Genomic DNA, 13,776 nt, shown 5'->3' with positions numbered 1-13,776 from the left:
AAAGCGGGGGTATTCTGATGGCTCTTCATACGCGGGTCACCGAAATGCTGGGGATTGAAACCCCGATTGTACAGGGTGGCATGATGTGGGTCGGCACCGCCGAGATGGCTGCCGCGGTTTCGAATGCCGGGGGGCTTGGCATATTGACTGCCCTGACCCAGTCGACGCCTGACGCCCTGGCCGCAGAGATCGAGCGCTGCAAAACCATGACGGACAAACCGTTTGGCGTGAACCTGACCGTGCTGCCATCGGTGAACCCGCCGCCTTATAGCGACTACCGCCGTGTAATCATCGAAGCGGGGGTCAAGATCGTGGAAACCGCAGGGGGGCGGCCACAGGAGCATGTGGAGGATTTCAAGGCCCATGGCATTACGATCCTGCATAAATGCACCTCGGTCCGTCACGCGCTTTCGGCGGTCAAGATGGGTGTCGATATCATCTCTATCGACGGGTTCGAATGTGCGGGCCATCCGGGCGAAGATGACGTGCCCGGTCTGGTTTTGATCCCTGCTGCCGCTGACCAGATTGATGTGCCTTTGCTGGCGTCAGGCGGATTCGGCGATGGCCGCGGGCTTGCCGCTGCTTTGGCCTTGGGGGCCGACGGGATCAATATGGGGACGCGGTTCTGTGCAACGGTAGAAGCGCCGATCCATGAGAAGGTTAAACAGTTTTTGGTGGCGAACGGGGAACGGGACACCAACCTGATTTTCCGGGGGTTCAAGAACACGGGCCGCGTTGCCAAAAACTCGGTCTCTGACATGGTGGTCGAGATCGGCTCGAAACCGGGTGCCGAATTTGGCGATGTCCAACCCTATGTCTCCGGTGTCAAAGGCCGCGAAGCTTTGATGTCTGGCGATCTCGACAGAGGATTGATCTGGGCGGGGCAGGTGCAAGGACTGATCAACGACGTCCCCACCTGCGAGGCATTGATCGCGCGGATCGTGGCGGACGCAGAATCCATCATCTCTACACGGCTTGCACGACTGGTTGCGTAAGGGTCGACGGTTTGAGAAAGGGAAGAGTGCATTGGCTGAATTGGTACTACGCGAGGACAAGGACGGTTGGACGGTTCTGACGCTGAACAGGCCGGAGAAGTTGAACTCTCTGACCGTCTCGCTGTTCAAGGAGCTGCGCCAGCATATTATTGATCTGCGGGATGACGACGCGGTCCGTTGCGTTGTCTTGCGCGGCGCGGGCAATTGTTTTTCGGCGGGCCATGACCTTGGCGATATTGCCGAGGGGGAGGATGTGCCGTCAGCCGGGTGGCACTCCGAGACCTTGCGGCTGATGGAAAAGCTGCCAAAGCCGGTGATCGCCGCGGTGCATGGGCATTGCTACACCGGCGCGCTCGAAGTGGCGCTGGCCGCCGATTTCATCGTCGCGGCGGATACAGCCCGTTTCGGTGATACCCACGCCAAATGGGCCCTGACTCCTGTCTGGGGGATGAGCCAGCGGCTCCCTCGGCGCGTGGGCATCGCCACGGCCAAGCGGTTGATGTTTACGGCGGACATGATCGACGCCGATGAAGCGGTGCGGATCGGGCTGGCCGAGTATGCGGTTCCGCTTGATCAGTTCGACGCCGAGATCGAAGGTTTGGTTGCCCGCATCATCGCCAATTCTCCGTTTTCCCATGCCGCGAACAAGCAATTGCTTGAAGCGACAGACATGCGCCCGATGGATGCGGGATTGCAGTGGGAAGTGATGGAGACTGCCGGCATCGGCCCGGACATGGCGGAGCGGATCGCCGCCTTCACCAAAAAGTAAATCCGGCGCGTTTCGGACGAATTTCTTCAGGAGGATTGCAGGATGACGACCCAGACCAAAGAGGAACTGGACGCGTTCCGGGAAGAGGTGGCAGCCTATCTGGACACGGCCCCCACCGACGCGATCCGCGAAGCCGGGCGTAAAACCACCAGCGCCTTTGCGCCTTTTGAGCATGGCGCGGCGTGGCAGGCCATTCTGAACGAAAAAGGCTGGGCCGCGCCCGATTGGCCCGAGAAATATGGTGGTACGGGCTGGTCCGCCGAGCAGCGCACCATTTTCGAGGAAGAATACCGCAAACGGGATTTACCCCCCTTGCTGCCGAACTCTCTCAAGATGGTGGGGCCGTTGTTGATCGACCTTGGCACCGAAGAGCAAAAGGCCAAATATCTGCCCCGGATCCTGTCGGGCGAGGATTACTGGACGCAAGGGTATTCGGAGCCGAACTCCGGTTCCGATCTGGCATCACTGAAATGTAGCGCGGTCGCGGATGGGGATGATTACATCATCAACGGCAGCAAGATCTGGACAACCTTCGCCCATAAATCGAACCGGATGTTCATGTTGGTGCGCACCAGCAGCGAGGGTAAGAAACAGCAGGGCATCACCTTTCTGCTGCTGGACAGAACCGACTTTCCCGGAATGGACATTCGCCCGATCAAGGGGCTGGATGGTCATGCGGAATTTTGCGAGGTGTTTTTCGACAATGTCCGAGTGCCGCAATCCGGTCGGGTCGGGGCAGAAAACGAAGGCTGGAGCGTTGCGAAACATCTGCTGAAACATGAACGCAACGGATCGGCCAACAGCCCCGTTCTGGTCCGCTATCTGAAACGGATCACCGAGGCGGCGCAGGATGAAACATCCCCCTTTGGCGGCAAGCTGTCTGACGACCCGGTGTTCCAGTGCGACCTGGGCGCATTGTACGCGGATGTCGCGACGCTCGCCCAGTTCGAGTGGCTGATCATGGGCGGTCACGAGATGGTCAACGATCCCGCGCTGCCTTCGATTGCCAAAACCATGAACTCTGAATTGATCCAACGTGTATCGGTGATGATGACGCGGGTGGCCGGATTGGAAGGTCTGTCCATGCAGCTTGAGGCGCTGACCGTGGGGTCGGGGGCGGATCCGATGGGAAGCGAGCTGGATCTGATCGCTATGCCGTTTTACCTCAACAGCCGTGCGACGACGATTTACGCGGGCACCAATGAGGTTCAGCGCGACTTGATCGCGCGCAGCTTGCAGATCGCTTGAAAGGGTACGTGGATGGATTTCTCTCAGACCGACGAACAGAAGATGCTGCAAGAGAGCGTGAAGCGCCTATTGGAGCGGAGCTATGATTTCGAGACCCGTCAGAAAATGCTGCAATCCGGCCGCCCGTGGTCTCCCGAGATTTGGCAGGCACTGGCCGATATGGGTATTCTTGGCTTGCCCTTTGCCGAAGAGGTTGGCGGGTTTGGTGGGTCGATGGCGGATGTCGTTGCTGTGGCTGAACCCTTTGGGGCGCATCTGCTGATCGAGCCTTATGTTTCTTCGATCCTGCTGGCGGGGTCTTGTCTGGCACAATCCGATATCCCTGCCGCGCAAGCGCAACTTTCCAAAATCATAACGGGTGAACAAACGGCAGCCTTCGCCCATGAAGAGGGGAAGGGGACCGCGGATCCGGCACTTGTTTCCTTGGCCGCAACCGAGGCAGCGGACGGATTCACCCTGAGCGGTGAAAAGCGGATGGTCCTTGGGGGCGCGCAGGCCGACGCGCTTGTCGTATCGGCACGAACGCGCGGCACGGCACCTGACAAGGATGGCCTATCTTTGTTTATGGTCGATCCAAAACAGCAAGGGGTCAGCATCGCATCTTTCGTCACTATTGATGGCCGCCACGCTGCGCATATCACCTTCGATGCGGTTCAAATCCCGTCCGACCGCAGGCTCGCCGAAGATGCCCATAGCGTGCTGCAAACAGTGACCTCTAGGGCAATCGTCGCGCTCTGCGCTGAAGCCGTGGGCGCTATGGGGGCCTTGCTGCGACTGACAAGCGAATATGCATCGACGCGCAAACAGTTCGGCACGCCTATCGCCACGTTTCAGACCATTTCGCACCGCTTGGCAGATATGAAGATCGCCTATGTAAAGGCCCGCTCCTGCCTGCTGTACACGACGGCGCTGATGGATGCCGGACAGGTAGGCGCGCAGGATATTTCGATCCTGAAAGGGCAGATTGGTGCCTTGGGCCGGGACATCGGCGAAGCGGCTATTCAGACCCATGGCGGCGTCGGTATGACGGACGAGGTCAGCATAGGTCACTTTCATAAGCGTATCCTGACAATCAATGCGCTGTTCGGAGATAGTGAGTATCACTTCCGTGCGGTCGGCAAATCTCTCGCCACTGCCAAAGCGTAGAAATGTGGTGCGGAGGTGTGGCTATCTCACCTCCGCGATATCAGCTACGCGCCATTAGGCCGCCCAAGATGACCGCGATCATCTGCTCCGTATAGGAGCGGCGTATGTCGTCATCAATTCTATCGACGCCGTGCATATAGTTCAGCACTTCTCGGGACGAAAATATCTGGTCACATGCCCCGATGACGATGAAGTAGAAGAACTTGTAGTCGACAGATTGGAACTCTCCTGCTGCCACACCTTCGGAAATCATCCGCTTGTAGGCACCGTGGATCGGTTCGATGTACGACTTTATCATGGTCCGTCTGACTTCTTCGGTTTCGTCGCGCATCGTCGCGGTCAGCAGGCGCTGCAAGTAAGGGTATTTGAAGTACATGTTGACGAGACCGGAGAGGTGGTACCGCATCTTCGCGGTCGGGCGCATGTCCATCTCGACCAAGGCTTCAAGCTGGGTGACTGCTTCCGCCAGATCTCGGTGAAGAAGGGCGCGCATCAAGCCGCTTTTGTTGCCAAAGTAATACTTCACCAAAGCAGAGTTCACCCCAGCCTTCGCCGCAATATCGATAATGGGCACCAGCAAGGTGTCCCGTTCACACATGAGCTCGCTTGCGGCGGTGAGCAAATCATCTCTTGTTGACGCACGTTCTTCGAGGGGTGCGGTGACTGCGGCTACCTTTGAATTCATTGCTCAACTAACTCCTGTAGGTAGAACCTTATTACTCAGTGCCGATCAGAATGTCACGGACGATTCGGTCGCACTTCAAGCCAAGAAGCCATTGAAGCTTGCCAGTCGCGCCTCCTTTGCGACGAGATCGGCTAGGTGATCGCATTAGGGTTTGTGATATTACTGTTCTTTATAGCGGTGGAGCATGGTTTCAAAAACCTCATTAACTACACAATTACCACTTTACAGGCGCAACTTAACTGCTTAGCTAATATGCCTATGTGATGTGCTTGGTCTGGGAGGTCGCTCATCACGATTGGTAATTAAGCGCGACGTTTTCGCATACCAAGAAGGCAGTGTCGCAGCGCGGTACCGTCCGCCGGGCCATGAGGATGTCGGTAACGTCGGGAGGAGACGAGATGATTGATCCAGAGGCAATGAGCTCGATTAGCGCGGTCGCACGAAGCGCTGCACAGCGCGCACCTGACAAGATCTGCAATCGGTTTGAAGGACGCGATACGACCTTCAAGGATTTTGATCGTCACGTCGATCAGGTTGCACACGGCTTGCACAGGGCTGACGCCAAAGTCGTCGCTTACCTTGGGAAAAACTGCGACCACGTCTTCGAGATTTTCATCGGTGCGACGCGCGTCGGTGGGATGTTCGCGCCCTTGAATTGGCGGCTTGCGCCTGCCGAGATCATCGAGATTTTACGCAAATACCCGCCACAGATGCTTTTCTTCGGGCCTGAGTTCTCGGAAGCGATCAAGGAAATCAACGCAGCACTTCCGGACATTCAGATCCTCGCTATGGAGGAGGGCGATGGACCTTGGGAAACATACGAGGCGTGGCGTGATGCTCAGTCGAGCGAACCTGTTGTTGACCGCGCTTCAACGCATGATCCGGCTATGGTTTTGTTTACATCCGGCACCACAGGTGTGCCGAAAGCCGTGCTACTGAGCCACAGTAACTTGCTACAGCCGAAACTGGACTCCCTGGCCGTCAAACATATCTATGACCACTGGGACGACGAGGATATCGGGTTTGTTGCGATGCCCTTGGCGCATATCGGCGGCATTGGTTTTTGGACAATCGCCTTTGTGAACTGCTGTACCAGCGTCATCCTCCGAGAGTTTGACCCTGTAGCGGCCCTTGATGCAATCCACACAGAGCGCGTTTCAAAGCTGTTCGTAGTGCCTGCTGCCTTGCAGATCGTCATCCAGCACCCAGAAGCAAAGCGCGTCGATTTTTCTTGCGTCAAAACCGTGATGTACGGTGCTGCGCCCATGCCCCTGCCGCTACTGAAAGAGGCCATCGAAGTCGTTGGTTGCCAGTTTATCCAATGTTACGGCATGACGGAGACGACGGGCACGATTGCGATACTTCCACCAGAGGACCACGTGCCCGAGGGATCCGAGCGGATGCGTAGCGCCGGACGGCCCGCGATGGGGTGTGAAATCGCTATTTTCGACCCAGACGGCAAGCCCGTCAAAGCTGGCGAGATCGGCGAAGTGGCCGTCCGGGCACCGGCAAATATGCTGGGATACTGGAAGAACCCGGAGGCGACGACCAAGACGCTGCGCGACGACGGTTGGCTGCTGTCGGGCGATGCGGGCTATCTTGACGAGGACGGCTACCTGTTCATCCACGACCGCATCAAGGACATGATCATTTCCGGCGGCGAAAATGTATACCCTGCCGAGGTGGAGAGCGCGCTATATGCGCATCCCTCCATCAGTGAGGCAGCGGTGATTGGCGTGCCTGACCCCAAGTGGGGCGAGGCCGTTCGGGCGGTTGTGACGCTCAAGCCCAATGCAACCCTTGACGAGAAAGAAGTGCTGGCTTGGATGCGCGGTAAGCTCGCTGCATTCAAATGTCCCAAGGCGATTGACGTCATCGACGTGATGCCGCGCAATGCGTCCGGCAAGCTGCTTAAGCGCGACCTGCGCGCGCCCTATTGGGAGGGCCGCGAGCGGCAGGTGAATTGAACGCAGCACAAGACATCTTGCATCCTCAGACGACCCTCGAGAACGGATTGGCGCGGCTGGTGCCCACCCTCGATCCTGCGGCGCAGGGTACCAAGGGGCTGCGGCGGCTATCGGGCGGGGCCAGCCAGGAAACCTGGTCTTTTCAGATGGATGGTGGGCAGGGGTACCACTTGATCTTGCGCCGCGAACCTGCCGCGGCGCGGTCGGGCGGCACCGGCATCGGCATGGCGGCCGAAGCCCGAGTGATCAAACGCGTGGCTGCAGCAGGCGTGCCCGCACCACAGATCGAACATGAGCTGACGCCAGATGACGGCATCGGTGCAGGCTTTGTCATGCTGCGCATCGACGGGGAGGCGCTGCCCCATCGCATCCTGCGCGACGACAGCTATACCCCGGCGCGGGCGAAGTTCGCCCGTCAGGCCGGTAAAATTCTGGCGAGAATTCACCAGAGCGACCCGACTGGCCTGCCCATTCCCGTGCTGTCTCCGCGCGAGGTGTTGGATGATCTTGGCCATCGACACCGCGCATTTGGTGCCGCGCGCCCTGTCTTTTCGCTTGCGCTGCGCTGGCTGGCCGAAAATGCGCCAGAGCCGCGCGCGCCAAAGTTGGTGCATGGGGATTTCCGCATGGGCAATCTGATGTTTGGCCCTGAAGGGATGCGCGGTGTTCTGGATTGGGAACTGGCGCATATCGGTGATCCGATGGCCGACATGGGTTGGCTCTGCATGGAAAGCTGGCGCTTTGGTAATGCCGATCCCGTTGGCGGTTTGGGCCGTCGCGAGGATTTGTTTGCAGGGTATGAAGCGGCAGGGGGTGATCCTGTCGATCCGGCTACGGTGCGGTGGTGGGAAATTCTGTCGGCGTTGCGGTGGGGTGTCATCATCGAAGAGATGGCCGCGTGGGTGCGCGAAGGTACTGACACCAGCGTGGAACGTCATGTGATCGCGCGGCGCGCCTCGGAAACAGAAGCGATATTGTTGCTTCATCTGCTGGAAGGGGCCGCATGATGCAGGACCAGCCAAGCCCCAACGCGATTTTGGCGGCCGTTGCTGCATGGCTGCGTGACACCGCTGCGGATGCACTGCCTGCGCATGCCCGGTTCGAGGCCAAGGTCGCGGCAGGCGCGGTTGAACTGGTCCGGCGCCAGATCGGGGCGGAACCGTCCGAAAGCGAGGAAGCCCGGATGCTGTCGGCGCTGGTGGGTGCCACGGGCGGGCTGGACGCGTTGACCGCGCGTCTTTGCGCACAGATCGAAAATGGCGAAACGGATCTATCGACGCCGGGGCTGTCGGACCTGTTGATCGCAACCACGCTGAACAAGATCGACATCGATCAACCGGAGTTTTCCGCGGCAGCCCGCTTGCGGGCATTGGCGCAGCGCAGGCGAGGGTTGCCGTAGCAGAGCCACCCGAGCCGCCGCCAATCGACACAAGGAACACCCGCAGATGAACTTTGATCTACCTTCTGAAATTACCGATCTTGTGACCCGCCTTGATACGTTTATCGAAGCAGAAATCGTACCGTTGCAGGCCGAGGACGATAACGAACGGTTTTTCGACCATCGCCGGGAATACGCGCGCACGGATTTTGAAAACGGCGGGCTGCCCCGGCCCGAGTGGGAAGCCTTGATGGCCGAGGCCGTCCGCCGCGCCGACAAGGCCGGGCTGTACCGCTTTTCCCTGCCTGCGGAATTCGGCGGGCAGGACGGCGGCAATCTGGCCATGGCCGTCGTGCGCGAGCATATGGCCGCCAAGGGGCTGGGGCTGTTCAACGACCTGCAGTCAGAGCATTCGGTAATTGGCAATTTTCCGGTCATCGTCATGCTACGCGATTTCGGGACAGAAGCGCAAAAGCAGACATTTATCTCGGGCGCGCTGAGCGGCGACATCCGCATGGCCTTCGGGTTGACCGAGGAAGCGCATGGGTCGGATGCCACGCATATGGAAACCCGTGCTGTGCGCGAGACCCGCGATGGCAAATCCGGCTGGCGCATTGACGGTGAAAAAATGTGGACCACAGGGATGCACACCGCGACCCATTGCGTCACCTTCGCGCGCACCTCTGGCGAGGATGGCGCGGCGGATGGGATCACCGCTTTCTTGGTTCCTGCCCAGACACCGGGGCTGAAGATCGAGGAATATCTCTGGACCTTCAACATGCCCACCGATCATCCGCGGATCAGTTTCAACGACGTCTGGGTGCCGGATGATTTGATGTTCGGGCCAGAGGGCGGCGGCTTGGCGCTGGCGCAGGCATTTGTGCATGAAAACCGCATTCGGCAGGCGGCGAGTTCGCTGGGGGTTGCGGTATATTGTATCGAGGAATCCGTGCGCTATGCCCGCGCCCGAAAACCATTTGGCAAAGAGCTGGCCGCAAATCAGGCGATCCAGTTCCCCTTGGTCGAATTGGCCACGCAGGCAGAAATGCTGCGCCAGCTCATCCGCAAGACAGCCTGGGAGATGGACCGCATGCCACACCCCGAGGTCGCCAAGAAACTGTCTGACAAGGTGAGCATGTGCAATTATCAGGCCAACCGGCTGTGTTGCGAGGCCGCGGACCGCGCCATGCAAATTCATGGCGGCATCGGATATTCTCGGCACAAACCGTTCGAACATATCTATCGCCATCATCGCCGCTACCGCATCACTGAAGGCGCAGAAGAGATCCAGATGCGAAAAGTCGGCGCATGGCTGTTCGGTTACCTTGGCCCCCGACGCGGCAACATTCCCGATCCGACGCCGCGCAGCGTTGCGGCCCCGCTAAAGGGAGAGAACTGATGGCTGTTGTACGCACTGATCTGACGGGCGGGGTCATGACGCTCACCCTTGATCGGCCGGAAAAGTTGAACGCCTTCACGATTGAGATGATGCAAGAGCTTATCGACGCCTTTGATGTGGCCGATGCAGATGACGCTGTGCGCGCTGTTGTGGTGACCGGGGCGGGCCGGGCATTTTGCGCCGGTGCGGATATTTCTGGCGGGACCAAAGGCTTTGTGGATGTGGAAAAGCGCAAGGTAGGCGACGGCATCGTGCGCGATGGCGGCGGTCTGTTGACCTTGCGCATCTTTGACAGCCTCAAACCTGTGATCGCCGCCGTCAACGGCGCGGCTGTCGGCGTTGGTGCCACGATGCAGTTGCCGATGGATATGCGGCTTGCCTCCGAGGATGCCAAATTCGGTTTCGTCTTTGGCCGCCGTGGCATTGTGCCAGAGGCCTGTTCATCATGGTTTCTGCCGCGTGTTGTCGGTATTTCCAAGGCGATGGAATGGAGCACGACGGGTCGCATCTTTGATGCGCAGGAAGCACTTTCCGCCGGATTGGTCCGCTCGGTCCACAAACCCGCCGATCTGCTTGGGGCCGCGCAGGAACTGGCCGAGGAAATAGGCGCAAACAACGCCCCGGTTTCTGTCGCGCTGACGCGTCAGATGATGTGGCGGATGTTGGGTGCCGATCACCCAATGCAGGCGCACCGCGTCGACAGCCTTGCGATTGAACTGCGAAGCGCCTCCGCCGATGCCGCAGAGGGTGTGCGCAGTTTCACGGAAAAGCGTCCGGCGGTTTTTCCCGACAAGGTCAGTACAGATTTGCCCGACATCTTTCCCGATTGGTCGGCGCCGAAATGGCAATAGCCAACCCGATCCCCGAAATTAAATGGAGCACCGCCAATGACAACTTCTACTCTTGATGACCGTCTCGCAGTCACCCGCGAGGGGCGTGTCAGCACGGTGCGCCTGAATGACCCCAAGACGTTGAATTCCATGGATACGCCGATGGCCCTGTCCCTGCGCGAAGTGTTGCGTGCCGAGGCCAAGGTTTCCGGTTGCATCATTCTGGCGGGCGGAGCGCGCGGATTTTGCTCTGGGGCCAACCTGTCCGGCGATCTTGCCCCCGGTGACGGGGAACTGGATGCAGGTCAAACACTAGAGGACGCCTTCAACCCCTTGGTTGAAACGATCCGGACCTTGCCAGTGCCTTTCATCACAGCGGTGCGCGGTGCAGCGGCGGGGGTAGGTGCGTCTCTCGCGATGGCCGGGGACATCATCGTTTGCGGTCGCGCGGCCTATTTTCTCGAGGCATTCGCGCGGATCGGGCTGGTTCCCGATGGCGGCGCAGCGTGGTTTTTGACGCGCTCGGTCGGACGGGTGCGGGCAATGGAATTGATGATGCTTGCAGAAAAACTACCGGCGGAAAAGGCGTTTGAGTGGGGCCTGATCACCAGGTTGTTCGAGGATGACGTTGTCGAGGCGGAAGCGATGAAGATTGCGCAAAAACTGGCGGACGGGCCAACCCGTGCACTGGCGCTGACCCGGCAATCTGCATGGGCAGCGGCGGATTCCAGTTTCACCGAAACCCTGCAATTGGAACGTGTTCTACAACGCGACGCGGGCAATCACCCCGATTTTGCCGAAGGTGTCGCGGCATTCATGGAAAAGCGTGCCGCGCGTTTCGGCGGCTAAGCAGGCGTTCTGCGCTCTACGTAAAGGAAGGTAATAAAATGACCGAAGCTTATATCTGTTCTGCATTGCGCACCCCTGGTGGCCGTCGTGGCGGCAAGGTGTCCGGGTGGCACCCCGTCGATCTGGCCGCGCGCGTTTTGGACGCCACGGTGCAGAATACCGGCATCGATCCCGCTGCCATTGAGGATGTTATCATGGGCTGCGTCGGTCAAAGCGGCGAACAAGGTCTGCACATCGGTCGCAACGCGGTGCTGGCCTCGTCCCTGCCCGAAAGCGTACCGGCGGTGTCGATCGACCGTCAATGCGGCTCTTCCCAGCAGTCGATCCAGTTTGCGGCGCAGGCCGTCATGTCCGGCACTCAGGACCTGGTGATTGCTGCGGGCGTTGAATCCATGTCGCGGGTACCGATGGGGACCACAGGCGTCTTCACGCGAAACTTCGAGCCCGGGTCGGCCAAGTCGCCGGGTCTTGACGCCAAATATCCCGGCGTGGCCTTTAGCCAGTTTTCCGGTGCCGAAGCGATTGCGCGCAAGCATAACTTCAGCCGCGAGGATCTTGATGCCTTTGCTTTGCTGAGCCATCAGCGCGCGGCAAAAGCGACCGAAGCAGGTGCATTCGATCAGGAGATCGTGCCCCTTGAGCTCGAGAATGGTGAAATGCACCGGACAGACGAGGGCATCCGTGCCGACGCCTCGATGGAGGCGCTGGCCGGCGTGAAGACGCTGAAAGAGGGCGGCGTGATCACCGCCGGCAACGCCAGCCAGATTTGCGACGGTGCCTCGGCGGTTCTGATTGCCAGTGCCGCGGCGGTCAAGGCCCACGGGCTGACCCCCCTCGCACGGATCAGGTCCATGACGGTAACGGGTGGCGATCCGGTAATCATGCTCGAAGAGCCGCTTTTCGCCACCGATCGCGCCTTGGCCCGCGCAGGGATGACGATCGACGAGATTGATCTTTACGAGGTCAACGAAGCCTTCGCCTCGATCCCTCTTGCTTGGCTCAAGCACACAGGTGCCGACCCTGATCGTTTGAACGTCAATGGCGGGGCCATTTCGCTAGGTCACCCATTGGGCGCTTCGGGCGCCAAGCTGATGGCGACATTGGTGCATGGATTGCGCGCCCGCGGAAAACGCTACGGGTTGCAGACCATGTGCGAGGGCGGTGGGCTGGCGAATGTCACCATCGTCGAAGCGCTTTAACCTAAATTCTGGCTGCGGTTCGTGGAGTATCTCAGCCGAATGACCGCTCCGCTGCGTGGCTTCGGAGCACAGACAGTCACCAACAAGTCGGGAGAAAACCGACGACTTACTGAAAATCAAAGGGAGAAGTTAAATGAAGTTTTCTAAGTTGTTCAAAAGCAGCGGGTCTGCTTTGGTTCTTGCAGCGGCATCAGTGGGCACATTCTCGACATCGGCCGAGGCACGCGATTTACGCTATGCGATCGGCTGGCCTCCAGGTGCGCTGCCGACAGAGGCGATCGAGACCTATGCTGATGCCGTCGAAGAGGCATCTGGCGGCGACGTCACGGTAAAAGTTTTCCCGCTGTCTTTGCTTAACTTTCTGGAGTCGACATCGGGTGTACGTGACGGGATTGCCGACATAACAACTGTTTTGACACCGTATTTCCTATCCGAATTCCCCAACACAAACTTCGTGACCGAGCTGGCTAGCTTTAGTGAAGTGGTGGAAGGCGACCCTGATCGGATGGCCTTTGCTTTCACCGGCGCGATCATGGAGTACGTCATGTTCAACTGTGGCGACTGCTTGAGCGAGTTTGCGGCCCAGAACCACGTTTACACAGCGGGTGCGGGGACACCCCCCTACATGCTGCAGTGCACAAAACCGGTCGTTTCGGCCGAGGATCTGAAGGGTGCTCGTATCCGCACGCCTGGTGCCTTCTGGAGCCGCTGGATCGAAGCGATGGGGGCCACGCCCGTCTCCATTTCGATCAACGAGACTTTCGAGGCGCTGAACCAGGGCGTCATTGACTGTACCGCATCATCAGCGTCGGAGCTGACGAACTTCAGCTTTATTGATGTGGCGACAGACATCACGACAAACCTGCCGGGGTCTTCCTTTGTATCAGGTCTTACCAATGTGAATGCCGATACATGGGCTGGCCTTGATGACGCAGGCAGAACCGCGATGTTGAAAGGGTCTGCCGTCGTGGCGGCGGAAATGAACTGGGCCTATTATGGTGAGGCACGAGACAACATTGCCAAGGCCAAGGAACAGGGGATCACTTTCCACGAGGCAGAAGCAAGTCTGCGCACGCAAAGCGTTGAGTGGATCAACGAAGACATCTCGAACGTCGTTGACATCTACGCCGAGCGTGGCGTTACGGGCGGTGAAGAAAGTGTCTCGAAGGTGCGTGAGCTCATGACCAAATGGGTTGGTTTGGTGAAAGACGTGCAGGATGCTGATGCACTGTCCGATCTTTACTGGACCGAAGTTCTGTCGAAGGTCGATGTATCGACCTACGGGCAGTAAGCGATCTGCTGCACCGACGG

General features: G+C 59.0%; 13 protein-coding genes. 12 read left to right on the top strand and 1 reads right to left on the bottom strand.

Annotated features, from left to right (window positions below; genetic code table 11):
* The first annotated feature begins 17 nt into the window (after window positions 1-17).
* The 4 genes from IV89_RS01235 to IV89_RS01220 are packed head-to-tail and all read left to right on the top strand — an operon-like array spanning window position 18 to window position 4,158.
* Window positions 18-995, top strand: coding sequence for a nitronate monooxygenase family protein (locus IV89_RS01235; protein ID WP_037942205.1), 978 nt, complete (start codon window positions 18-20; stop codon window positions 993-995).
* A 31-nt stretch (window positions 996-1,026) separates the two neighbouring features.
* On the top strand, window positions 1,027-1,764 hold the full coding sequence (locus tag IV89_RS01230) for an enoyl-CoA hydratase/isomerase family protein (protein ID WP_037942204.1): 738 nt from the start codon (window positions 1,027-1,029) through the stop codon (window positions 1,762-1,764).
* A 42-nt stretch (window positions 1,765-1,806) separates the two neighbouring features.
* Window positions 1,807-3,012: an acyl-CoA dehydrogenase family protein gene (locus tag IV89_RS01225; protein WP_037942202.1), complete on the top strand. Its 1,206-nt coding sequence runs from the start codon at window positions 1,807-1,809 to the stop codon at window positions 3,010-3,012.
* A gap of 12 nt (window positions 3,013-3,024) precedes the next feature.
* Window positions 3,025-4,158: an acyl-CoA dehydrogenase gene (locus IV89_RS01220; RefSeq protein WP_037942201.1), complete on the top strand. Its 1,134-nt coding sequence runs from the start codon at window positions 3,025-3,027 to the stop codon at window positions 4,156-4,158.
* A 40-nt stretch (window positions 4,159-4,198) separates the two neighbouring features.
* On the opposite strand, the gene IV89_RS01215 is transcribed toward IV89_RS01220, so the two are convergent.
* Entirely contained in the window at window positions 4,199-4,843 is a 645-nt protein-coding gene (locus IV89_RS01215; protein ID WP_037942199.1) for a TetR family transcriptional regulator, read from the bottom strand.
* 398 nt (window positions 4,844-5,241) lie between these two features.
* Between IV89_RS01215 and IV89_RS01210 the strand changes: the two genes are divergently transcribed.
* The 8 genes from IV89_RS01210 (at window position 5,242) to IV89_RS01175 (ending at window position 13,756) form a co-directional block, all read left to right on the top strand.
* The gene (locus IV89_RS01210; RefSeq protein ID WP_081858749.1) at window positions 5,242-6,810 is read left to right on the top strand and encodes a long-chain-fatty-acid--CoA ligase; all 1,569 of its coding nucleotides are present in this window, start codon (window positions 5,242-5,244) and stop codon (window positions 6,808-6,810) included.
* Window positions 6,807-7,817, top strand: coding sequence for a phosphotransferase family protein (locus IV89_RS01205; protein WP_235183710.1), 1,011 nt, complete (start codon window positions 6,807-6,809; stop codon window positions 7,815-7,817). The genes IV89_RS01210 and IV89_RS01205 overlap by 4 nt, the downstream gene beginning before the upstream one ends.
* A complete protein-coding gene (locus tag IV89_RS01200; RefSeq protein WP_181358620.1) occupies window positions 7,814-8,209 on the top strand; it encodes a DUF6285 domain-containing protein in 396 nt (131 codons plus the stop codon). The genes IV89_RS01205 and IV89_RS01200 overlap by 4 nt, the downstream gene beginning before the upstream one ends.
* A gap of 46 nt (window positions 8,210-8,255) precedes the next feature.
* Window positions 8,256-9,587, top strand: a complete 1,332-nt coding sequence (locus IV89_RS01195; protein WP_037942191.1) for an acyl-CoA dehydrogenase family protein — start codon at window positions 8,256-8,258, stop codon at window positions 9,585-9,587.
* On the top strand, window positions 9,587-10,438 hold the full coding sequence (locus IV89_RS01190) for a crotonase/enoyl-CoA hydratase family protein (protein ID WP_037942189.1): 852 nt from the start codon (window positions 9,587-9,589) through the stop codon (window positions 10,436-10,438). The genes IV89_RS01195 and IV89_RS01190 overlap by 1 nt, the downstream gene beginning before the upstream one ends.
* Window positions 10,439-10,474: 36 nt before the next feature.
* A complete protein-coding gene (locus tag IV89_RS01185; RefSeq protein WP_037942186.1) occupies window positions 10,475-11,266 on the top strand; it encodes an enoyl-CoA hydratase-related protein in 792 nt (263 codons plus the stop codon).
* A 38-nt stretch (window positions 11,267-11,304) separates the two neighbouring features.
* The gene (locus IV89_RS01180) at window positions 11,305-12,465 is read left to right on the top strand and encodes an acetyl-CoA C-acetyltransferase (RefSeq protein ID WP_037942185.1); all 1,161 of its coding nucleotides are present in this window, start codon (window positions 11,305-11,307) and stop codon (window positions 12,463-12,465) included.
* Between the two features lie 133 nt (window positions 12,466-12,598).
* A complete protein-coding gene (locus tag IV89_RS01175; RefSeq protein WP_037942183.1) occupies window positions 12,599-13,756 on the top strand; it encodes a C4-dicarboxylate TRAP transporter substrate-binding protein in 1,158 nt (385 codons plus the stop codon).
* Window positions 13,757-13,776: the final 20 nt, after the last annotated feature.

The sequence above is a fragment of the Sulfitobacter sp. CB2047 genome (genome assembly GCF_000735125.2).
In the GTDB taxonomy this organism is placed as follows: Bacteria; Pseudomonadota; Alphaproteobacteria; order Rhodobacterales; family Rhodobacteraceae; genus Sulfitobacter; species Sulfitobacter pontiacus.
The sequence above is the reverse complement of the archived record's forward strand: the minus strand, read 5'-3'. Positions and strand labels throughout refer to the sequence as shown.

Coding starts and splice junctions, on each gene's coding strand:
- IV89_RS01185 (WP_037942186.1), top strand. CDS start 10,475: ATGACAACTTCTACTCTTGATGACCGTCTCGCAGTCACCCGCGAGGGG.
- IV89_RS01225 (WP_037942202.1), top strand. CDS start 1,807: ATGACGACCCAGACCAAAGAGGAACTGGACGCGTTCCGGGAAGAGGTG.
- IV89_RS01190 (WP_037942189.1), top strand. CDS start 9,587: ATGGCTGTTGTACGCACTGATCTGACGGGCGGGGTCATGACGCTCACC.
- IV89_RS01215 (WP_037942199.1), bottom strand. CDS start 4,843: ATGAATTCAAAGGTAGCCGCAGTCACCGCACCCCTCGAAGAACGTGCG.
- IV89_RS01210 (WP_081858749.1), top strand. CDS start 5,242: ATGATTGATCCAGAGGCAATGAGCTCGATTAGCGCGGTCGCACGAAGC.
- IV89_RS01195 (WP_037942191.1), top strand. CDS start 8,256: ATGAACTTTGATCTACCTTCTGAAATTACCGATCTTGTGACCCGCCTT.
- IV89_RS01220 (WP_037942201.1), top strand. CDS start 3,025: ATGGATTTCTCTCAGACCGACGAACAGAAGATGCTGCAAGAGAGCGTG.
- IV89_RS01175 (WP_037942183.1), top strand. CDS start 12,599: ATGAAGTTTTCTAAGTTGTTCAAAAGCAGCGGGTCTGCTTTGGTTCTT.
- IV89_RS01180 (WP_037942185.1), top strand. CDS start 11,305: ATGACCGAAGCTTATATCTGTTCTGCATTGCGCACCCCTGGTGGCCGT.
- IV89_RS01200 (WP_181358620.1), top strand. CDS start 7,814: ATGATGCAGGACCAGCCAAGCCCCAACGCGATTTTGGCGGCCGTTGCT.
- IV89_RS01235 (WP_037942205.1), top strand. CDS start 18: ATGGCTCTTCATACGCGGGTCACCGAAATGCTGGGGATTGAAACCCCG.